Genomic DNA, 21,279 nt, shown 5'->3' with positions numbered 1-21,279 from the left:
CTCCCCTTTTCTATACTTTCTCCTCAAGTGACAATGACTCCAACGCTAACAACAACCCAAAGCTAAGATCTTTGCCTGACGAATGACCGATGGACATCAGCTGCTGCACATCGTTTTCCAACACCTGCGGGTTTTTACTTTTTACGTCTTGGAATAATTGCAGCATTACCGAATTGACATACCCTTGACTGGCACTTTGAATATAAGCAAGGCTGACATCCGTCGTAGACAGCGGTTTTGCCAATGCTTGTGCTAACGCGTCGGCTTCTGGCTGCTGCAAGGCATAGAGCATCGCTTGATAGGCAACGAGAAGATCATCGCCGCTGGGTGTCAATCCTTTGCCGCGACCAATCAGGTGGTCAATGATTGGTTCCCAATCTGAGACAGACTGCCGCAATGCCGCAAACACTGCTTGGGTTTTCTCATCTTCTGGCAACCCAATCTTGGTTTCTAGTTCTTGTTGAAGCAGTATTTCTTTCAAAAGCTGCAATTCCGCAGAGGTGAAGGATAACTCCTTCACCTGCAGCGAAACCAATTCTTTCTCCTCTAATGAAAGAGAAAATGTTCCTTTTGTGCTGTAAAAGGTCAGACCATGCTCTCGGACTTGCACGCGATTGCCGACTTCGATCAAAGGCAAGACTTGTTCAAACAATGCATCGGGTAAAAAGACCCCGAAGCCAGTCAAATAGTTGCGATAGTTGTTGATATTGACCAGCTGCTGCCCGATCATCACATTGAATGAACGATCAAACACGCTATGCACCCGACCGGTACGACCGAATCGTTGCAGTGGGTCTAGATAATCACTGATTTTAATTTTCTCAGTCAACATCGATCCCCAGATCCTTCGCATAAGCCGTCAAGGCATTTTCAAAACAGCCTAACGGTGCACGCACCGTGCCTGCGCCGACTTGACCGACACCTGCTTCTTTATGGGCGATCCCAGTATTAATGATTGGGGTGATGCCTGTTTCAACGACTTTGCGGATGTCGATCCCCAAACAAGTCCCTTGAAAATCCCATGTTGGGATCGAGAAGGTCGGATTATGACCGAAACAGATTTTTGCCATTTCATTGGAAGTTTCTAGCGCATCTTCAAAACCACCAGCGCCGACAAAGCGTGTTACCCCTGGTGCGGCTACCATCGCCATTGCTCCGACACCGACGGTTTCAGTAATGGCACTGTCCCCAATATCAGGATTGCCATCTGCTTCGGTAAACCCAGTAAAGTACAATCCTTTCGGCGTATTAACTGGTGCAGTATGCCATTGGTCTTCTGTTTGGGCGACACGAACCCCAAAGTTAACACCGTTTCTCGTCATGGTGGTCACGATCGTTCCTTTGGCATCGACACGGGCACCGTCAACGATGGCTTTCCCGGTTGCCATCATGATATTCAAGAAGAACTGATCGGTATCTGCTAAGAACTTGATCACTTCATATTTTTGCTTTTCATCGATCTCTGTTTGGATGATCAACGGCGCGATTTCTTTCAAAAAGTTCAATGATGCTGCAATATTTCGTTGATGGAATTCATCTCCCATTGTAATCGACCGGGCAATCAATACATTCAAGTTGATGCCTTCTTCTGTTAATTGCAATGCCTTGGCAATGGTTGGTCCTAAGACGTCTTTGATCCAATCCAAACGATCGATGACTTCTTGTGAATAGGCACCAAATCGTAAGACTTTACCGATCCCTTCATTCAAAATACAGTAGGCTTTGTTGCCGACAAGGCGGTTCTCAACCACAAAGACAGGCATATTCCCAGAAGTGATTCCCCCCATTGGTCCAACTGCCTGGACATGGTGACATGGCATAAAGCGGACTTCCCCACTTTCGAGTAAACGGCGGGCTTCGTCTTCATCCTTCGCCCAGCGTTCAAACAAGGCAGCGCCGATACAAGACCCTTGCATCGGTCCCGTCATTTCCGACCATTGGATCGGCGGTCCTGCATGCAGCAAGGTTTTCTGGCTTTCGTTTAATTCAGCGATCACTGATTTAGCTGGAACGACATCGATCAAGAATGGTTGGGCATTTTTGATTTTATCCGTCACTGCTTGGTTTTCAGCTGTGATTTTTTCGTCAAATTCTTCTAACGCGTCTAAAATACGGATCATTTTCTTGTTGCCGTTGGCACGAGGACGCCAGTTAAATTGTTCTGTTTTCCCGCCATATTGCAGGATCGATTCATTGAAGCTTTGCAAGCCAACATTGATGATCCGTGGTTTGGTGGTCAACAGCTCCATCACTTTCTCGCTAACTGTCGGCACCTCAACTTTGCTACCAGTATAGTCATTGACCGCTTTGTCTGCTTCAGAAAGAGTCGCCCCTTTTAAGGCGAGGGCTAATTGCACTGCTTGAGCATTGCTTGGTGCCACATAGACGCCAGCTGCTTTCAAACGGTTGACTGCTTCTTGATAGTTTTGCGGATCTTTTTCAGTTCCGCAGACGGTAGCAACAAAGTACAACGCGCGATCGGCTGCTTGGGCTGTTTGCTGTGCAGCTTCGATGGCTGGTAACAAAGCTCCTACCATATCTGCATGTGCGCCGTAACCTAACACCACATCAAATAAAATGACCCCGGTTTGCTCATCTTGCGCATAGTCTTCGATTTTTTTAATGCGCACTTCAGGATCGATCATTGGGTGCGGTTTGCCTTGGGTATAGATATCATCACCAAGGTCGATCACATCATAGCCGTGGGAATGCAAGATATAGCCTTCTTGTTTTACAAGGCCTTCTAGATTCAAGGCTTCGGAGATCAGCATTCCTGCTTCGGCAGCTAATGTACCGCCAGAATAAAGACCTTTGACCACTTTGTCTTCAGCGAGTTTGGGCACATCTGGGGTTGCCACGCGTTCAAAATAGTTCGCTTTGACGGGTTCTTCATTGGCAAGATCAACAGCGATGCGCGCTGTTTCTTCCAGAGTATGTGCCAAATAGACTTTTCCTTCATGGGCTTCTGGTTTTTCTCCTAAGAAAATCGCTACCACTGGTTTGCTGATACTTTGCAGCAATTGAACGACTTCATCCCGCACTTCTTTTGCAGGTGGTTTCGAGATCACGCAAATCACATCTGTCGGTTCATGATTTTCTAAAGCAACGATGGCATCTTTGACAGTGATCGCCCCAACTTTGTCGCTTAAGTCACGTCCGCCGGTCCCAATGGCATGAACGACACCACCGCCTAATCGGTCAATGATCGTCGTCACTTCTTGAATCCCCGTACCAGAGGCACCAACGACGCCGATGTTTCCTGGTGCCACGACATTCGTGAAGGCAATCGGAATGCTGGAAATAATACCGGTCCCACAGTCTGGCCCCATCATCAATAAGCCTTTTTCATGAGCCAGCTTTTTCAAACGCACTTCATCTTCGATAGCGACATTGTCCGTAAACGAGAAAACATGCAAGTCATTTTTCAAGGCTTTTTCCATCTCGGCTGCGCCATATTCCCCAGGAATACTAAATAATGCAACATTGGCATCCGGCATTGCGCTCAAGGCTTCTTGCCATGAATCCGCCGCTGGCGTTTCTTTGCCTTGATCTTTTGCTGAAAGATCAGCTAAAAATGAATCGATCGCTGGCATTACTTGATCCATGATCTGTTCGTTTTGGCTATCGACTACGATCATCATATCGTTAGGTGAAGCACCTTCTGCCTCTTCAGAAAGCAAGCCAGTGTTATTTAATATGTCTTTGTTTGCATCCGTCCCCATCATGATTTGACTCATTTCGACATCGCCTAGATCATTGATCGTATTCGTCAGCAGCATTAAGTTAATGGAATCTTGGTAGTTATTCTTTAAGATTACTGTGTGCAGCATTTGTTCTCCTCCTTTTCTTATACTCTCATTCTAACGAGCCTTGTTTGCGTTTTCATTGGATAAAGTTCTAAAAAAATGCTATACTTTTTATCCAAAAGAGAAAAAAAGGAGCATTTTATGAAATTAAAAGAATTGGTTGAACTGCCGCTTTTTGAAAAAAGTAAAGTCCTGACTGGCTCCATTGGTTTAACAAATTCCGTTGGTTCCGTCATGGTGCTGGAAGCGATGGACATTGAGAAGTGGAGCAAAGCCCATCAATTGATTTTGACTTCTTTTTATGCCTTCAAAGACCAATCCCCTGAGGAACTGCGTGTTTTTTTTGAAAAAATGCAGCAAATCGGTGTCAGCGGTTTAGTGATCAAAGTGGATCGCTTGATCCCTATGATCCCAGATTGGGTGATCGAGCTTAGCTTTGCTTATCAGATCCCTTTGATCAAAGTGCAGCAAGAAGTCAGCTATGAAGCCATCATGCTAGCGGTTTACGAACCATTGCTGAATCACCAAACCCAGCTGCTGCGTACCTATTACGAGGTTCGCCAGCGCTTCATGAAAGTTGAGCGCAACCACTCTTCTTTCGATCAGATCATGCAGGAGTTCTATCAATTGATCGAAAAGCCTTGTTCGTTGCGCATTCCTCATTTAGATGTGCATGTGTCCGTCGGTCAATCCTTTAAGAATTTCGTGGTGACCAAACAAGAACCCATGAAAACCATCGAGTTTACCAAGAACCACTACGAATATTTGGAATTATTTTCTCATGAGAACAATCAATATGTGACCGCCATAAAAGTAGAGATCATCAATCCTTACAATGATCTGTGTACCTTGATCGTTTATCAGAAAGATTCGCAGATTCCTGAGGCAAAAGTCATGATCATTGAAAATGTGATCGACGTCATTTATGAACGCCTCCAAATGGAGTATTTGTTGAAGAAAGAACGCTACAATCGCATGAACAATCTGGCCGATGCGATCTTACAAAACACTCCTAGTAATTTGGCTGAGCTGGATCTTTTGTTAGAAGAAGCGCAACTGGATCGCTACGATTTCTACCAAGGCATCGCCTTTGCTTCCAACAGCTTTAAAGATAAGGAGCGTAAGTCCGTCGTTTTGCACAAGCTGCGGGCGTTGAAAACACCTCATGTCTTTTTTGAACACCACAATTATTTGGTGATCCTCTATAATTTCCAATCGATCGCCCATCAGGTGACGAAACAGATGCTGCAGACACATTTTGATAATGCCCTATTAGCCGATGAACATGGCTGCTTGGTGGTCAGCGAAGTCTTGCGCAAGGAACAGATCAAAGAGATCCTGCCAGAGTGTTTGGATGCGATCCGCTTCAATCGGCAGTTTTATTTGGCGCCGATCATTGCCTATAGCGACTTAGGTATCTTTAGTTCCTTTATCAAGGAGAACCAACTGGAAAAGCTGCAGCAAAGCATTCCCCCGAAGCTGTATCAACTTTCGGAAGAAAATGAAGAGCTGTTCAAAACGCTGTATACCTTTTTTATCACGAATCGCAATTACAAAAATACGGCTGAAACCTTGTTTCTTCATGCCAAAACGATTCGCTACCGACTAAGCAAAATCGAACAGCTACTAGAGATCGATCTGACAAGTCCGATCCAATTAGTCAATTACGAGATCGGCACCTATTTATTAGAGCTTCAGAAAAGGAGTCAAGCAAAATGAAAAAAGAATGGCAATTGACTACCGGTGCTTCGGTGTCCCTTTATCCTGCTTCGGAGAAATACGTGATTTACTTTCACGGCGGCGGTTTTGTTTATGGAACCCGTCAAGACATTCCCGCATCACTGATCGCACTATTTCAAGAGCAGCAATACAGCGTCCTCACAGTCGATTATTTACTGGCGCCCAATTCCTCGTTAGCGGAGATTTTGGCGCTGAACTGGCAAAATTTTCAAGAATTACAAGCAACTGTGCTTAAAGATAACCCGTTTTGTTTCTGCGGACGCTCAGCTGGCGGTTATTTGATGCTGGCGCTGACCCAGCAATTACTGAAGGAACAACAGAGATTGCCTGAAAAACTGGTCAATTTTTATGGGTATACCGATCTTTCTATTATTGAAAACAAACGAGTCTTGCAGCAGCCGCTCTTAAGCAAAGAGCAAGTCCCTTCTTTGGATCAAACCGAGATCGTTTGGGATGATCCGCAGTTTCAGCGCTATTTGCCTTATGTTTATTGGGTTCAACAGCAAGAACTCACCACGATCTATGGTCTAACAGCTGAAGCTCTTTCTGACTATGCCATTGATCCTGAGCTGCTTGCTCAATTTCCTCCAATTTTCAGCAGTGCCAGCAGTACCGATGAGGAAGTTCCTTTTCGTTACAGCAAAGGCTTGAAGAAAGTGCCTAAAAGCAAATTTGTCCCTGTCTATGATTTGCCCCACGACTTTTTGAAAAACGTCGAGGAGCCGCAAGTCCAAATGGTGTTTCAGCAGCTCGCCCGTTGGCTCAAACAATAATTTGATACAAGTAAAGTGAAAATAATGTTTTTTTATTTCGACGAGTGCACAGAAAAATTCTGATTGCCTTCGCTTCCTCCTTATCTCAAAAAACGTGCGGTTTAATGAAACTCTTTTAATAAAAAAGGCTTGATACAGGCTCAATTCAAGAGAGAATGCTATACTAAAGGGGAGTATGTTATAGGAAAGAAGGATGAGGTTTTATGCATTTTGTCGGGATTTTGTGTTTGATCCTAATCACGACGACCCTCTTCTCGCATCTGGCGAGACGGATGGGCGTTCCTGCTGTTATCGGGCAGTTGTTAGCAGGGGTTTTATTAGGAGGCGCAGGACTCAATTGGGTCCGTCCAGATATTCTGGTTCATGATTTTTCAGAGATTGGTGTTATTTTGCTGATGTTTTTAGCGGGACTGGAAAGTGATATTTCTTTATTGAAACGCTATTTTCGTCCTGGGATGCTCGTTGCCCTTTTGGGGATCGTGTTCCCAATGCTCTTCGGGTATGCCACGGGGGTCGGTTTTCAAAGCAGTCCCACAGAAGCGTTCTTTTTCGGGATCGTATTAGCTGCCACCTCAGTCAGTATTTCTGTCGAAGTATTGAAAGAGTTGAATGTGGTGAATACGAAAGAAGGGTCGACGATTCTTGGTGCTTCCGTCGTGGATGATATTTTGGTCGTGTTGGTTTTGAGTCTTAGCCTTTCCTTTTTAGGCGGCGAAAGCAGCCAAGCAACACCACTGCCGGTCACCTTATTGGTAGAATTGATTTATTTTGTGTTGATTTTTCTATTAGTGAAATGGATCGCTCCGTTCTTATTGGCACTTGCAGAAAAGCTATTTGCAAATTCCGCGGTGATCATCATGTCACTGATCATCTGCTTAGGAATGGCGTATCTTGCTGACCTCGTTGGGTTAAGCTCTGTCATTGGTGCCTTCTTCGCAGGGATCGCTGTCAGTCAAACGAAGGTTCGTGAGGAAGTGGAACACAGTGTCGAAGCATTAGGTTACGCCGTCTTCATTCCGGTGTTCTTTGTCAGCGTTGGCTTAGAAGTTGATTTTTCCCGCTTAAATGAGCAATTATTCTTTATTCTTGCCTTTACCGTGGTCGCGATCTTGACCAAACTGGTCGGCGGCTATGTCGGGGCGAAAATCGCGAAATTCTCGAACAACAGTGCTTGGATGGTGGGAGCTGGAATGATTTCCCGAGGTGAAATGGCATTGATCATTTTGCAGATTGGTCAACAAAACCAATTGATTTCGTCCGCATTGTATTCCCCTTTGGTGATCGTTGTCTTGTTGAGTACCTTGATCTCTCCCCTGATCTTAAAATACTTTACGAAAAAGATTTATTAAGCGATGTAGCAACAGCTAGGCGATACCGATGATTGCGAAAAAAACAGCACGGGTTTTGTAGTGACCGCTCAACGGCCGATTGTTGATCGAACGTTGGGCGGTCGCTTCCTTTCCCGCGCTGTTTTTCTTGATACAGGTATAAAAGCGACAATGCTGCTAGTTACTGGAAACCAATGTTAATTTTCCATGATCGATTTGATACACATCATCCGCGACGGCATCGATAAACGCTTGATCGTGAGATGTGAACAAAACCATGCCTCGATAGCTGCGAATCAATTGTTCCAAGACGGTGATTGTCGGCAGATCAATAAAGTTCGTCGGTTCATCAAGTATCAAGACATTGGCAGGTTGAGTAAAGATGCGTGCGAGCTCGACCCGTGTCGCTTCTCCGCCGCTTAGCACATTGACTGGCTTCATCACGTCAATCTGGCTAAATCCCAGATTGTGTAAAATACTGCGGACCAGTGGTTCCTGATAGTCTGTTTGAGCCATCAATTCCGTCAAAAGCGGTGTGGTGCTGTTTTTTCGATAGCCCATTTGCTCGTAGACCGCAAAGACGATTTTCGGTGATACATAGATTCCCTCTCCGCCTGCGATGATTTCTTTTAGTAAAGTCGACTTTCCCGAACCGTTCGGACCCACGATAGCGATTTTCTTCCCGGCAGCAAACTGGAAACTGCTGCTGTCTAGCAAACGTTTCGCCCCTCTTTGAATGGTTACTTGCTCCCCACGAATCGGTCGTTTATTATGCAGCTCCACTGCAGGGACTACTGGAAAACGAATCACCTGCTGCCGGGCGACGCCCTTCACTTCTTCCAACTGATCCAAGCGGCTTTCCATGGCTTTGACTGTTTTTTGCAATGACTTTTGCACCGTGTCTTTTTGTTTTGATGACGACAAACGGTCTGGTCGGATGTTCTGCTGTCGCTTTTTTTCAGAAATACGACTGCTCTTGATCGCTTGTTCTTTTTTCTTTTGGATTGCTTGGGTCAACTGCTGTTTTTGTTGCTGATACTGCGCAGCCTCCCAGGCAACACGCTGTGCCGCTTGCTCTTTTTGCTGTCGGTAACTGTCATAATTGCCAGCATACTCGGTGACTTTTCCTTGATCGACTTCCCAGATTTTCGTTGCCAGCTGATTCAATAGATACCGATCATGACTGACCACGATCAGGGTACCATAATAATACTGCAATTCCTCAATCAAGACTTGAATTCCTTGCTGGTCCAAATGGGTCGTTGGCTCATCGAGCAAAAGTCCTAACTGATAGGAAGATAACGTTTGTGCCAACCGATATTTGGTCTCCTCCCCGCCGCTTAGTGTCGCCAATTCATTTGTTGGGATCGAAAAACGACCGAACAGCGCCCAGTCAAGGGCATCCGTCTTTTCAGTCACCTCAGCGATTTGCGGGAAATAGTGAAACGAATTTTCTTTTTGGATCGTTCCTGAATCAGGATCGACGACTCCCGCAATCAATTTCAGCAAGGTAGACTTGCCTTGCCCGTTTGCTCCCACGATCCCGATACGATCCGTTTGATAGGCGCTCAGTTCTTCAATGTTCAGTACTTCTTTGGACCCATAATTTTTGATTAGATTGTTTATTTTTACACTTAATTGTTCCATCAGTCTGTCCTTCCCGTCTAGGAAAACGCAAGCACAAAAAAAGGGCATAGCCTACCGCTATACCCTGATTTTAATAAGAAATTGGAAAAAAGAGGACACTCATCCCTTGAAATCACGATTGCCTAGACTTTTGAAATAGATTTAAATTAGCTATTCAAAAGGTCAATCCACAATTTCATCGATGCTGTCATGTTTTTTCCTCCTCTTTTTGTCGTAGTTGTCTGTTGAATGACGAGCGGAAAATCAGCCGCTACTGGTTACCGTTTACGGTATTTCAGGAAGCTTCTTTCGTCTATCAACGAATCAATCGTAGCACGTTTTCAAAAAAGAGTAAAGTTTCATCACAAGAATGATTGGTCTTATACGCCATCGGTGATTTTTTCTGCTAATTTGACCGAGGCTTTTTCACCATTGAAGACTGCATGATCCAGTTCTCCTTCATCATGAGCAACGACCAACGCCACTGTGACGTCAGGGTCAACATTCAAGAGGGTCCGAAACATTCCAGAAAACCAATCGATCCCTGCCAGTAAGGCGATGCTTTCATTAGGCAGTCCTAACATAGGTAAAACCGTAGCCAGTGTGACTAATCCGCCGCCTGGAACGACGATCGTTCCCAAGCATGCCAACGAGGACAACAAGACCACTTGCAAAAGATCCCCCCAGCTCAATTGGATCTGGTACGCCTGAGCAACGGTTACGATTGCCAGGGCTAAAAATAAGGAGAGCCCATTGCTATTTAAGGTCATGCCCAGAGGCATCACGAGCTTATTGATTCGATCACTGATCCCAAACCGTTCTTTGCCATCTTCCATTTGAAACGGCAATGAAACAGCAGAGGAGGTGGTCGTAAAGGAAACCACCGAGAGGCGCCACATGTTCTTTATCAAACGAAACAAGGAAACTTTGCAATAGAGCGACGTCAAGAGAAACCAAAGAAACAAAAAGAGCAAAGATGCTGCTGCTAACGTCAATAAAAAACTGGCTAACATTCCCAACACACGAATACCGGTATCTTCTACTAAGGAAGCAACAAGGCCGAAAATCCCGATCGGCGCCAACTTCATGATCATGCTGACCATTTTTATCAAAATATTATTAAAACTGCTGATCATATCTAGAAACAGCTGATTCTTTTTTTCATGCTTGATCAAGCTCAAGGCAAGGCCAAAGAAGAGCGAAAAAATAATCACTTGGATCATATTCTGCTCCACCATGGCTTGAATAATGTTCAGTGGAACAAAGTTTAAGATGACTTCTTCCATGCTGCTGGTACTTAATGCGGTTTCTGTACTTTGCAGCAGGGACTGATCAAGGCCGGCGCCAGGCTTGAGGATCAAGGCGAATAAGAGACCGAAAATAGCGGCGACGAGGGTCGATCCAGTAAACCACAGGAAGACTTTCCCGCCGATCCCACCTAATTCTTTTGGATCAAGTCCCCCCACCGCTTCAATCACCGAGCCCATGACCAGCACGACCACAGACATTTGAATCAGTCGCAAGAAGAAGTCCCCGACTAGCTGCATTTGATCACCTAACCCGGGAAAGGAAACGCCCCAAAAAATCCCCAATACCGTTGCAATCATGATTTGGTTGGTCAAACTGATTTTTAAGGATCGTTTTTTCATCTGTTGTGCCTCACTTTTCTACTTGGCTGTTTTCTTAGAGTTTACAGTCAAGAATAAGAATGTACCACCGATCAACAAAATAATTGCGATATAAAAGCCCATTACTTTTGACCCTGTTGCATCCGAGATCGATCCGGTCAATGTTGGTGCGATAACGGAAGACATCATGCCGAAAAAGTTGAAGACCCCTAATGTCGTACCGACCCCAACTTTGGGTGCATTTTCCCCTAGCCAAGAAATGATGATTGGTTCAACCGCTAATTTCCCAAGGAACCCGTACAAGATCAACGCGATCATTAAGAAGGTCGAATTTGTCGCTTGCACCGTTACTAATAACATCAACGCCGCCAACACTTCTAAAATAACGATAAAAGTTACTTTTTTGTGCATATATTTGTCTGCCAAGCGGCTAAAGAACAATGCCCCAGGAATGGAAGCAAATGCTACCAATGAAGAAGAGAAACCGATCGCGACTCCTTGGAAGCCTCGCTCTGTTCCTAAGAAGTTTGGTAGCCAAGTAACCGTCATATAGTAGGCATAACACGTCGCAAAATATAACACATAAGTAAAGAGCATCCGCAGTGAGAACAAGGTCGAAAGGGAAACTTTTTCTTTCGGCTGATCCGTTGTTTCTTCTTCAGCTGCTGCTTGGCTCTCCAAGAAAGCCACGTCTTCTTTGTTGCTGCGGATCACCAATGCAAAAGCGATCGTCATACAAACGATCAAGAAAGCGGATAAATACATCATTGTTTGCCAAGGCATGTTCATCTGAATAACGATAAAGCTTGATAAGATCATCCCAAACCCTGAACCAACGGCAGAACCACTATTGACGATCGCTGTTGAGAAGCTCTTCTTTTCTTTCGGAATGTTCTGTGAGGTCAAAGAATACGCTGAGCCGTAAAATGACCCACAGCCGATCCCTGCTAAAAAGCTACCGGTATAGATCATGGAGATTGAAGAGGCTTGTGAAATCAGTAAAGCTGCCAGTGCAAATACCACGAATCCTGGAAGCAGAACTGTTTTCTTCCCAATCTTATCCACCAAAAAGCCGGCAGGAATCTGCATGATTACATAGCCGAAAAAGTAAAAGCTGGCAATCGATCCTAATGCTGTATCAGAAATATTGCCGCCAAGTGACTCATTGATTTGCGGATAGACTGGCGATAATGCAGCGCGATAAATCCAGATAGTGACCCAGCCTGAACACATTAAGATAATAATTTGTTTCCAGTAGGCAAGCCCACCACGTTCTTTATTGATTTCCATTTTTTTCCCTCCATCAGTTACACAAGTAAAGTTTGTGAAGCACGCCAACGAAAGCGCTTTAAGATAGTCTTAGTGTACGTTTTTTTGCCGACGATTGCATTTGTCATTTTTCACAAAGCGCTTTCAGTCGTTGTGCATTTGTGCTAAAAATTTAAGTCGTTTTTTGGTAGTAATTTAACGCAGCGATGAGCGCTTTGCCAGCAGAAATTGGTGCTTGCTGGTACAATAGTGCCCCTTCTAACGCGGCTAGGACATGTAAAATATTTTCTTTGCGGCTGCTGTAGCCCATATTTCCAATCCGCCAGATTTTTCCTTTTAGATCACCAAATGAACTAGCAATCTCTACACCAAAGGAGTGAAGCATCTCTTCTCGGACAGCTTCGCCATCAACACCTTCTGGAATAAAGATAGGGGTAACTGTCGGCATTTTGGTTGCTTTTTCGCCATAAATCGACAGCCCCATTGCCTCCAGTCCAGCGACCAACGCGCCTTCATTCGTCAAATGACGTTGATAGGCTGCATCAAGGCCTTCGTTTAGCAGCATCCGTAATCCTTCATGAAGCGCATAGATCATACTCGTCGCTTCTGTGTGATGGTTGATTCGCTCTGTGTTCCAGTAGCGTTGCAGTTGACTCAAATCCAGGTAATTGCTCATAATGTGCCGCTTGTTTCGATCCGTTTTACTCAAGCCTAATTCTTTTTGGTAACGAGCATTAAGGACGGCTTCGACTCGCTCGTTGTAGGTCACTAATGAAAGACCAGACGGCACACTTAAACACTTCTGTGTACCGGCAATCGCTAAATCGACACACCAATCATCGACTGACAGGGCCACGCCACCATAAGTCGCCACCATGTCAACGACAAAGAAAATATCTTTTGCGCGACAATACTGCCCGATTTCTGCTAACGGCTGCATTTGCCCATTGGCGGTTTCCCCGTGGACCATCGCCACGATCTTGGGTTGAAATGCGTCGATTTCTTTGATGACCTCTGCGGGTGCAAAAGGAGCTGTCCACTCTTTTTCTACATATTTGACTTGTGCTTGGGCACGTTCACAGATTTCTCCCAGTAAGAAAGCAAAGCGCCCATAGGCTGGGATCAAGACTTTGTCCCCTGGTTCGATCAAAGCGATCAGCGCCGCTTCTAAACCAGCTCGGGAAGTCCCGTCAATGGCAAATGCCTCTTTGTTTTTGGTTCCAAACGGTTGTTTGATCATTTCTTTGACCTCATCCATGATCGCCAAAAAATTCGGATCAAACTGCCCCAAAATGCGATTGGTCATTGCTTGTAGAACAGCTGGATGGGCTTCTACAGGCCCAGGTGTCATGATCGTACGTTGTGCGATCGTTAACTCTTTATACATCTTTTTCCCTCATTTCTCTTTTTGATTTCACTGTCCAACGCCTTGTCAACGTTTCCAAGTTTGTTGTACAATAAAGCTAAAAAAGGACATGTTTTTGTTTATTTTGTTCAATTCCAAAAGGAGTTTCTCTATGAAGTTAGTTGCTGAATTGCTTGCTATACCACGCTTTTCCAATTTGCGTTTATTGACAGATCCCCTGACTGCGGAAATTCCCGTCGACAGTATCGAAATCACCGAGACCCCCGATATCGCCCACTATATTCCTGAGCATACCTTTATCTTAAGCACGGCGATGGTTTATAAAGATAATCAAGGAGCGCTTCTAGAGCTGATCGATTCTCTCGTAGCCAAAAATGCCGCTGGATTAGGCATCAAGATCGGTCGTTTTTTGGATGTCATCGATCCTGAAGTCATCGCCTACGCCGATAGCTTGGGTTTCCCCATCGTAGAAGTACCTGCCACGATGCCGCTGGGTCGTTTGATGCACCAGCTTTTGAATTTATTGTGGAACACCAAAACCGAGCAGCTGAGCTATGCCTTAGACATTCAAAAACGGTTCTCTGCTTCCTTGATGAAGGATGTCAGCATCGCTCGCTTTATCGCTGATTTTGGCCAAATGGTCAATACACCGATCATTTTGTTGAATCCTTTTAAACAAGTGATTGCCCACTCCAAGCATTTCACCCGCATGTCAAAACCCGCGGAGTATTACATCCATCAATTAGGACAAACGAAAGGGGTTTTTACTGGTGAAAAAAGCGGGGCGATCCCTATCAAAGATCTTCATGAAAAAACGTCACAAATTTCTTATTATGCCATTGAAACCTCCACTTATTTCCCCCATTATTTAGTCATTTTGAATCCTGAGGCGATTCCTTATCCTGTCTCGGATTTTGCGCTGGAACAAGCAGCCTTGGTCTTGTCGTTTATGCTTTACAAGAACCAAAAAGTGCAAGAATCTTTTGAAGATTTAAAAAGTGACTTTTTAACACGAATGATCGAATACCAGCAATCGACCAAGCAAGAACAAAAGGATTGGTTAGATCTCGGAAAAACTTACGGGTTGGTCAAAGCCCGCCATTATCGTGTCATCTATGGTGCCTGCGAACCAACCAAAGAAACCAAAGGCAAAGACAAATACCTAAAAGAAGAAAGTGACTTGGTTTATCAGTGGTTTAGTGAACAACTACCTTATCGCATCAAAGATGTTTGTCTCTTTCGCTTAAAGGGCAGCAATCACTTTGCGATTTTCGTGCAGCACAAGTGTGATGCCTTAGAAGACCATTTGATCGAGACCGCCAATGCTTTGACCAATCGGTTGCCATTTCGAATGGCCTTTGGGGTAGGGAGTGTCTGTGAAAGTATCAATGATTTAGCCAGCTCCTACATCGAAGCAAAGACTGCGTATGAAGAACGAAGAGGCCAACATGATTCGTCCATCGTCTCTTTCTACCATCAACGGGGAATGCGGAGTCTATTTGAAAAAATGAGTCCTGAAGATATCCATTATTTCTGCCGTACGATTCTTAAAGAATTGGCGTTTCCGCAAGAAGATGCCACCATCGAATTACGCAAAACCTTACGGGCTTACTTGGACTATCAATGTGAGATCACCCGCACCGCCAAAGCCTTGTTCGTTCATCGCAACACGATCAAATACCGCATTGAACAGTGTCAAAAGCTACTAGGAAAAAACGTGCATGATCCTAGCATCAGCCTGGATCTGCGTTTAGCCCTTGAGCTGTCGGAAGAAGGCGACTAATAGGCGAATCAAGCAGTTGGATCGCTGGTGTTACCCAGCGATCCTTGTGCCTGCTTCACCTAACAATGCTAAGTCCGCTTCTTCCAATGAGCAGATGATTGCTGTCTTTCCTTGTTTGGCAAACGCAATCGCCGCTTCCATTTTCGGTCCCATACTACCTTCTGCAAAATGCCCCGCATCAAAATATGCTTGCGCTTCACTTACGGATAAGCCCGTTAATTTTTCTTGTTTCGGTGTTCCATAATTGATATAAACGTTGTTGACGTCGGTCAGCATCATAAATACATCGGCATCCACTTGTTCTGCCAGTTTTTTCCCAGTTCGATCTTTATCGATGACTGCTTCGATCCCTTTCAAGCCTTCCGCTTGTTTTACGACTGGAATCCCTCCGCCGCCACCAGCGATCACGATGGTATTTTGATTCAATAAATGAACCATTGATTCCACGCCGTGGATCGTCACAGGTTGTGGAGATGGCACGACGCGACGGTACCCACGTCCAGCATCTTCTTCCATCACCCAATGTTTTTCCTCAGCCATCTTTTTTGCTTCTTCTTCTGAGTAGAACAAGCCGATCGGCTTCGTTGGCTTTTCAAACGCGGGATCATCCGCTGCCACTTCCACTTGGGTCAGTAAGGTCACGACATTGCTGGTCAGTTCTTCTTGCTCGATTTTATTTTTGATGCTTTGCTCCATTAAATAACCGATAAAGCCCTGTGACTCTGCATTACAGACATCCAGTGGAAAAGGCGGCACGACTTCTTTGGCTTCTTCATTTTGTCGTAAAATATTGCCGACTTGCGGACCATTGCCGTGCGTCACGACGATTTGATGGTCAAGCTTCTCGATTTTAGCGATCTGTTCTGCACTTAACTGGATATTTGCAAGCTGTGTTTCTACGGTCGCTGGTTGATTCGGTTTTAAAATTGCATTGCCCCCTAGAGCGATGACCACTCGTTTTGCCATATGAATTCCTCATTTCTATTGTTTTGAAATTGATCGATACTGCGAGCAAACCCTGCCAAAAAGTCGGCCCCCGAGGTATGACCGATCGCTAGTATCTCTTTGATTACTTGGGAAAAAGCCACTGAATCGGTACACTTGGTCAAGGATAATGCCGATTGATTGAATGCGCCTGTCAGTGCATGCAGAAGATAGTGTTTACTGACGTCAGTCGTTAAATCATTGACTGTCAACAGCCTTCTTTGTAGATAAGCCACCAAGCGGGTATCTTCTTGCCCCATCACTCGGCGAGCCAGTAAATGACCAACTAGCATATCATCGCCTGTGGGGGTCAATCCGACACCCCGTCCGACTAAATAAACGACTGCTTGCCGTTGTTCCTTAAATGAAGGCGTGCATAGCTGATCGATTGCGTCATAAAACGGATGATTGCTGCGGATGGTTGCTGAAACAGCTTCTTGAATCCCCGTCTTTTCCGTGACGTTTTGAAGGATTGACCAAAACAGTTCTCGATCAAATGGGACTGTGCCAGCCGGAACGGTCGTTGTAAATTTGGCTGCCTTTTGAAAAGACAGACGATGATGCGGAAAATGGATCACCCGTTGCTGAACCAAAAGAGTGGTACCAGCAACTAAGCCTGTCGCCAACGCTGCATAATCGTCGGCAGCTAAAATCATCCCTTTGGGCACGCGAGCCGTTTGTTTGGAGACACAGATCAGCTGATCCTGACGAGGATCTTGCAGATTGAAACTATGCTGAAACACACTGTGAACGAGCCAGTTGCCATTGATAAATGCGGGTTCAAATAAAGCTTGGTCGATCCATTTTGCCTGTATCATCGCTCGATTGCTCCTTTTTCACGTTTTCAGTCCCTGATTTATTCTTCAAATCCTAATTTTTTTGCATAAGCCAAGACAGCTTTTTCAAAGCAATCCATTGGTGGTGTCACTGTCCCGGCCCCAATTTGTCCCCGTCCAGCTTGTTTGTTGGCGATCCCTGTATTGATCACCGGTAAGATCCCTGTTTCTACGACTTTACGAGCATCGATCCCTAAACAGATCCCTTTGAAGTCCCATGTAGGAACGGGAAAATTCGGATTGGTATCAATGGAGATCTCTAACATCTCATTGCTGGTTTTCAACGCATCGTGAAATCCACCAGAACCAACGAAGCGTGTCACAGCTGGGGCAGCAATCATTGCCATTCCCCCAACACCAAAGGTTTCCGTAATGGCACTGTCGCCCATATCTGGAGAGGCATCTTCTTCACTGAATCCTGAGAAATACAGCCCTTTTGGTGTATTGACAGGTCCAGTAAACCACTCATCTCCCATGCCAGAAATACGGATACCGAATTCATGCCCGTTGCGACACATTGCGGTCACAACCGTGCCTTCTTCAATCGTCCGGGCGCCATCAAGCACCGCTTTTGAAGAAGCCATCATGATATTCAAGAAGAACTGATCCGTGTCTGCTAGAAACTGAATGACTTCTGGTTTTTCTTTTTCAAATCCTTCCAGAGTAACGATCGCTGGTGCTACTTCTTTTAAGAACGCCAACGAGGCAGCGATATTCCGTTGATGGAACTCATCCCCCATGGCGATTGCTTTTGCGACTAAAACATTGATGTTCAAGCCATCGGGTTTTGTTTGTAGTGCAGCACTTAAAACTGGTGCTAACGTATTTTTCATCCAATGCAAGCGATCAATGACTTCTTGAGAATAGGCGCCAAATCGTAAAACTGCCCCGATCCCTTCGTTCATCGTACAATACGCTCGGTTGCCATCGGTTTTGTTTTCCACTACGAGCACTGGCATATTGGCAGAGGTGATGCCCCCCATTGGGCCAACCGCTTGCACGTGGTGACAAGGAATCAGTTGAACTTCCCCAGATGCTAATAAATGACGTACCTCTTCTTCCGTTTCGCCCCAGCCTTCAAAAAGCCCCGCACCAACACAAGCACCTTGAATCGGATCGATCATCTGATCGTAGCGGATCGGTGGTCCTGCATGCAATAGGACTTTTCCTTCACCTAATTCTGGAATGACACTGACTGCTGGAACGACATCCAGCAAAAAAGGCGAACCGGCAACGATTTTGGCAATAACGGCTTGGTTTGCTTCTTCAATAGTTTCGTACACGATAACTTCCTCCTACTCTGATAGTGACACTTGTGCTAAGAAACGTAAGGCTTTTTGTAACGTTACGTTTCCACCAGCAATTGGCTGCCAGTCATATTGAACGACTTGACCGTGATGCGCCTGAATTGCTTCCGCAAAGCTACGCAATCCTACATTGATGAACGCGTCATTCGCCAACAATTCGCGGCTCTTTTCAGATGGCTCTGGCAATGTATCGGCAGTTGTCACTGCTTTTGGCAACAGCTTACGACTAATTGGTGAAAAAGGGTGACCGAGCATTGCTAAAGCTTGTTTGACTGCTTGGGCATTGCTTTGACACAAAATCACGCCAGCTGCGGTTAAAATCTCTGCTTGCTCGTTGCTGTCTTGGGGATCTAAATCAGTTCCGACGATCGTAGCGATCACCGCTAACTCCCGGCCAGCTGCTTGTGCTGCTTCCTTCAACGATTTGATGGTCGGTGCCAATTCACTCGCCATATCTTGATGAGAGCCGTACCCTAAAACGATATCTAACAAAATCACTGCCGTTTCAGGATCTTCTCCCGCTTGTTTCAACAGTTCGATCCGCTTTGTTGGGTCGATCATCGGATGGGGCTTACCTTGCGTATAGATGTCATCACCTAAATCGATGATCTCATGGCCAGCTGCTTTTAAGATGTACCCTTCCTGATGGGCATCTCCTTGTTCTAGATTTAATCCTGCTTTGACTAGCATCGCTGCTTCGTACGCCAATGTTCCGCCAGAATAGTAAGCTTTGATTTTTTGCTGTTCAGGTCCAAAAGCGGCAGCTGCCGTTTCCTCTTTTACTGGCTCTAATCCAATCTGTTCTTGACGTAGCAGCTGCACGGCTAATTGAGCCGCTTCTTCCAGCGTGTAAGCTCGGTAAAGATTTTCTTCGTGATCCGTTGGCTCTTCCCCCAGAAAAATCGTGACTGCAGGTTTTGTTCCTCTTCTTAATAATGCCAATACTTCATCGCGGACACGTGGTGCAGGTGGTTTGGAGATCACCACGATCACCTCCGTATCAGGATCATGTTCCAAGGCAAGAATGCTGTCTTTCATGGTGATCCCACCGACTTCTTCTTTGAGATCTCGTCCACCGGTTCCGATGGCTTGTGTCACACCCGCACCCAATTTATGAATGATGGTGGTGACTTCTTGGATGCCCGTACCCGAAGCGCCGACAACACCGATTTTCCCTTTACGGACGGCATTCGTGAAGGCTACTGGTATCCCATTGAGAATCCCTGTGCCACAATCTGGTCCCATTAAAAGAAGTCCTTGTTCATGAGCCATTTTCTTTAGCCGAACTTCCTCTTCCAATGAAACGTTATCACTGAAACAAAAAACATGTTTGCCCGCTGCTAATGCGGTTTCAATTTCTGGTGCTGCCATAGTACCAGGAATCGATAAGACAGCGACCTTCGCATCTTTTCCAAGATCTAAGGCTTTTTCCCAAGTTTTGACGCTTTGGGTTTCTTCTCCTGCGCTATTGCTTTGGTCCGATAAGAAGGCATCGATTTCTGACAGGACTGTTTCGATGATTTCTTCCTCTTCAATGTCTAAAACGAGCACCATATCGTTGGATGTCGCATTGTTCATCTCCTCGGTATAAAGACCACCCGTCTTGAAGATATCCTTATTGGCAGGTGTACCCATCATGACCGAAGCGTTGTTGATTCCTTCGATCGTCAGTAAACGATTGGTCAAAAGCATTAAGACAATGGAATCTTGGTAATTGTTTTTTTGAATAATAGTGTGTAACATGGGTCTCCTCACTTTCCTGTTCCTGTCTGTGCAAAGGCATCTGACCCAGAATACTGGTCAAAATGAACCGTGTCGCTAATGAGATAGCGATAAATGTTCTTTTCGATAGGAATGCCTTCTGCCATATATTTTTCATAGGTTAGTTGATTGATCTCGCCTGGATAATAGACTTGCTGGAACTGTTCAGCAGCCGGTATGGCGTGCAGCTCTTCGATCATCGTTTCGACTGACTCTTTAAATGTGTCTAAATCTGTAAAGCGTTGCGGATCGATCAGCAAAATAAACTGCCCTAAGTCGCGGCCTTTCGTCAGATCGTTGTACATAGAGGAAACATGCTTGCCAAAAGGCAGCCCAAGGAGCATTCCAGACAAGATATCCACCATCATCATCAACCCAAAGCCTTTTGGTCCTGAGATTGGCAATAACCCATGAACATGATGAGGATTCGTCGTTGGCTTGCCATGGGCATCAACGGCCCATGTTGCTGGAATCTCTTTATCTTTGGAACGAGCATCTAAAATTTTGCCCCACGCTTGGACCGTCGTTGCCATATCAAAAACCACCGGCGCACCATGCTTTCGCGGTGCCGCAAAGGCAATCGGATTGGTACCAAAATAATTTTCTTTGCCGCCAAAAGGAACCACCATTGAATCCGATTGGCACATAGATAATGCAATCAAGTCAGCTTCTGCGGCTTTTTTGACATAATAGGATAGTGCCCCACTATGACTCGTTTTCCGCACACCAACCGCCGCGATCCCAGAACGTTTGGCCATCTCAATGGCATGCTTTGTCGCTTCTAATACGACGACCTGCCCTGCGCCATTTTGCCCGTGAACGATCCCGCTGCTCGGTCCAGTCTCTTCAAACGTGATCTGCGGGGTGCGATTCATCCCACCTTTAGCGATCCGCTCTGCGTAATAGTCTACCCGCACAGCCCCGTGAGAGTGGATCCCGCTGGCATCGGCAAAGACCAAATGCTCTGCAACGATGGCTGCGTGCTCTTCAGACAAACCAGCAGCCGCTAATTTGTTTTGGATCAATTGCTGTAACTCTTGTGACTGTACAATAACCGTTTCTTCCATCTTCT

At 45.4% G+C, this 21,279-nt stretch carries 15 protein-coding genes; 4 read left to right on the top strand and 11 right to left on the bottom strand.

What is annotated here, in order from left to right; genetic code table 11:
• Positions 1-10 precede the first annotated feature (10 nt).
• The gene (locus IGI77_RS05030) at positions 11-832 is read right to left on the bottom strand and encodes a DUF2877 domain-containing protein (protein ID WP_438769616.1); all 822 of its coding nucleotides are present in this window, start codon (positions 830-832) and stop codon (positions 11-13) included.
• A complete protein-coding gene (gene fdrA, locus IGI77_RS05025) occupies positions 822-3,830 on the bottom strand; it encodes an acyl-CoA synthetase FdrA (protein ID WP_438769615.1) in 3,009 nt (1,002 codons plus the stop codon). The genes IGI77_RS05030 and fdrA (IGI77_RS05025) overlap by 11 nt, the downstream gene beginning before the upstream one ends.
• A 117-nt stretch (positions 3,831-3,947) precedes the next feature.
• Here fdrA (IGI77_RS05025) and IGI77_RS05020 point away from each other — a divergent pair, with 117 nt between their 5' ends.
• The 3 genes from IGI77_RS05020 (at position 3,948) to IGI77_RS05010 (ending at position 7,668) form a co-directional block, all read left to right on the top strand.
• The gene (locus IGI77_RS05020; RefSeq protein WP_010747680.1) at positions 3,948-5,525 is read left to right on the top strand and encodes a PucR family transcriptional regulator; all 1,578 of its coding nucleotides are present in this window, start codon (positions 3,948-3,950) and stop codon (positions 5,523-5,525) included.
• Positions 5,522-6,319 carry an alpha/beta hydrolase gene (locus IGI77_RS05015; RefSeq protein ID WP_438769614.1) on the top strand — a complete coding sequence of 266 codons (798 nt, stop codon included), beginning with the start codon at positions 5,522-5,524 and terminating at the stop codon, positions 6,317-6,319. The genes IGI77_RS05020 and IGI77_RS05015 overlap by 4 nt, the downstream gene beginning before the upstream one ends.
• A 203-nt stretch (positions 6,320-6,522) precedes the next feature.
• A complete protein-coding gene (locus IGI77_RS05010) occupies positions 6,523-7,668 on the top strand; it encodes a cation:proton antiporter (RefSeq protein ID WP_270276993.1) in 1,146 nt (381 codons plus the stop codon).
• Between the two features lie 156 nt (positions 7,669-7,824).
• Here the strand turns inward: IGI77_RS05010 and abc-f are convergent, their stop codons facing one another.
• The 4 genes from abc-f to IGI77_RS04990 all read right to left on the bottom strand — a co-directional run bounded on the left by abc-f (position 7,825) and on the right by IGI77_RS04990 (position 13,557).
• On the bottom strand, positions 7,825-9,294 hold the full coding sequence (gene abc-f, locus IGI77_RS05005; RefSeq protein ID WP_438769613.1) for a ribosomal protection-like ABC-F family protein: 1,470 nt from the start codon (positions 9,292-9,294) through the stop codon (positions 7,825-7,827).
• 359 nt (positions 9,295-9,653) lie between these two features.
• On the bottom strand, positions 9,654-10,922 hold the full coding sequence (locus IGI77_RS05000) for a dicarboxylate/amino acid:cation symporter (RefSeq protein WP_438769612.1): 1,269 nt from the start codon (positions 10,920-10,922) through the stop codon (positions 9,654-9,656).
• Positions 10,923-10,940: 18 nt separating this feature from the next.
• Positions 10,941-12,191, bottom strand: a complete 1,251-nt coding sequence (locus IGI77_RS04995; RefSeq protein ID WP_005225368.1) for an MFS transporter — start codon at positions 12,189-12,191, stop codon at positions 10,941-10,943.
• A gap of 151 nt (positions 12,192-12,342) precedes the next feature.
• Positions 12,343-13,557, bottom strand: a complete 1,215-nt coding sequence (locus IGI77_RS04990; protein ID WP_005225367.1) for a pyridoxal-phosphate-dependent aminotransferase family protein — start codon at positions 13,555-13,557, stop codon at positions 12,343-12,345.
• Between the two features lie 130 nt (positions 13,558-13,687).
• Between IGI77_RS04990 and IGI77_RS04985 the strand changes: the two genes are divergently transcribed.
• Positions 13,688-15,319: a PucR family transcriptional regulator gene (locus IGI77_RS04985; RefSeq protein ID WP_060791737.1), complete on the top strand. Its 1,632-nt coding sequence runs from the start codon at positions 13,688-13,690 to the stop codon at positions 15,317-15,319.
• 30 nt (positions 15,320-15,349) lie between these two features.
• On the opposite strand, the gene arcC is transcribed toward IGI77_RS04985, so the two are convergent.
• Genes arcC through allD form a run of 5 tightly spaced genes read right to left on the bottom strand, consistent with a single transcriptional unit; the run spans position 15,350 to position 21,274 of the window.
• Complete coding sequence (gene arcC / locus IGI77_RS04980) at positions 15,350-16,285, bottom strand: carbamate kinase (RefSeq protein ID WP_005225365.1); 936 nt, start codon at positions 16,283-16,285, stop codon at positions 15,350-15,352.
• Positions 16,258-17,121 carry a DUF2877 domain-containing protein gene (locus IGI77_RS04975; protein ID WP_438769611.1) on the bottom strand — a complete coding sequence of 288 codons (864 nt, stop codon included), beginning with the start codon at positions 17,119-17,121 and terminating at the stop codon, positions 16,258-16,260. Before IGI77_RS04975 ends, arcC begins: the two co-directional genes overlap by 28 nt.
• 38 nt (positions 17,122-17,159) lie before the next feature.
• Positions 17,160-18,422, bottom strand: a complete 1,263-nt coding sequence (locus IGI77_RS04970; RefSeq protein ID WP_005234461.1) for a DUF1116 domain-containing protein — start codon at positions 18,420-18,422, stop codon at positions 17,160-17,162.
• A gap of 12 nt (positions 18,423-18,434) precedes the next feature.
• Positions 18,435-20,189, bottom strand: coding sequence for an acyl-CoA synthetase FdrA (gene fdrA, locus IGI77_RS04965; protein ID WP_438769610.1), 1,755 nt, complete (start codon positions 20,187-20,189; stop codon positions 18,435-18,437).
• Between the two features lie 8 nt (positions 20,190-20,197).
• Positions 20,198-21,274 (bottom strand): ureidoglycolate dehydrogenase, encoded by a 1,077-nt coding sequence (gene allD, locus IGI77_RS04960; protein ID WP_015509185.1) that lies wholly within the window; start codon positions 21,272-21,274, stop codon positions 20,198-20,200.
• Positions 21,275-21,279: the final 5 nt, after the last annotated feature.

This window comes from Enterococcus sp. DIV0213h, from assembly GCF_051711285.1.
Taxonomy (GTDB): Bacteria; Bacillota; Bacilli; order Lactobacillales; family Enterococcaceae; genus Enterococcus_D; species Enterococcus_D casseliflavus.
The sequence above is the reverse complement of the archived record's forward strand: the minus strand, read 5'-3'. Positions and strand labels throughout refer to the sequence as shown.

Coding starts and splice junctions, on each gene's coding strand:
- IGI77_RS05020 (WP_010747680.1), top strand. CDS start 3,948: ATGAAATTAAAAGAATTGGTTGAACTGCCGCTTTTTGAAAAAAGTAAA.
- abc-f (WP_438769613.1), bottom strand. CDS start 9,294: ATGGAACAATTAAGTGTAAAAATAAACAATCTAATCAAAAATTATGGG.
- fdrA (WP_438769615.1), bottom strand. CDS start 3,830: ATGCTGCACACAGTAATCTTAAAGAATAACTACCAAGATTCCATTAAC.
- IGI77_RS04975 (WP_438769611.1), bottom strand. CDS start 17,121: ATGATACAGGCAAAATGGATCGACCAAGCTTTATTTGAACCCGCATTT.
- fdrA (WP_438769610.1), bottom strand. CDS start 20,189: ATGTTACACACTATTATTCAAAAAAACAATTACCAAGATTCCATTGTC.
- IGI77_RS05010 (WP_270276993.1), top strand. CDS start 6,523: ATGCATTTTGTCGGGATTTTGTGTTTGATCCTAATCACGACGACCCTC.
- IGI77_RS05030 (WP_438769616.1), bottom strand. CDS start 832: ATGTTGACTGAGAAAATTAAAATCAGTGATTATCTAGACCCACTGCAA.
- IGI77_RS04990 (WP_005225367.1), bottom strand. CDS start 13,557: ATGTATAAAGAGTTAACGATCGCACAACGTACGATCATGACACCTGGG.
- allD (WP_015509185.1), bottom strand. CDS start 21,274: ATGGAAGAAACGGTTATTGTACAGTCACAAGAGTTACAGCAATTGATC.
- IGI77_RS04995 (WP_005225368.1), bottom strand. CDS start 12,191: ATGGAAATCAATAAAGAACGTGGTGGGCTTGCCTACTGGAAACAAATT.
- IGI77_RS04985 (WP_060791737.1), top strand. CDS start 13,688: ATGAAGTTAGTTGCTGAATTGCTTGCTATACCACGCTTTTCCAATTTG.
- arcC (WP_005225365.1), bottom strand. CDS start 16,285: ATGGCAAAACGAGTGGTCATCGCTCTAGGGGGCAATGCAATTTTAAAA.
- IGI77_RS05000 (WP_438769612.1), bottom strand. CDS start 10,922: ATGAAAAAACGATCCTTAAAAATCAGTTTGACCAACCAAATCATGATT.
- IGI77_RS05015 (WP_438769614.1), top strand. CDS start 5,522: ATGAAAAAAGAATGGCAATTGACTACCGGTGCTTCGGTGTCCCTTTAT.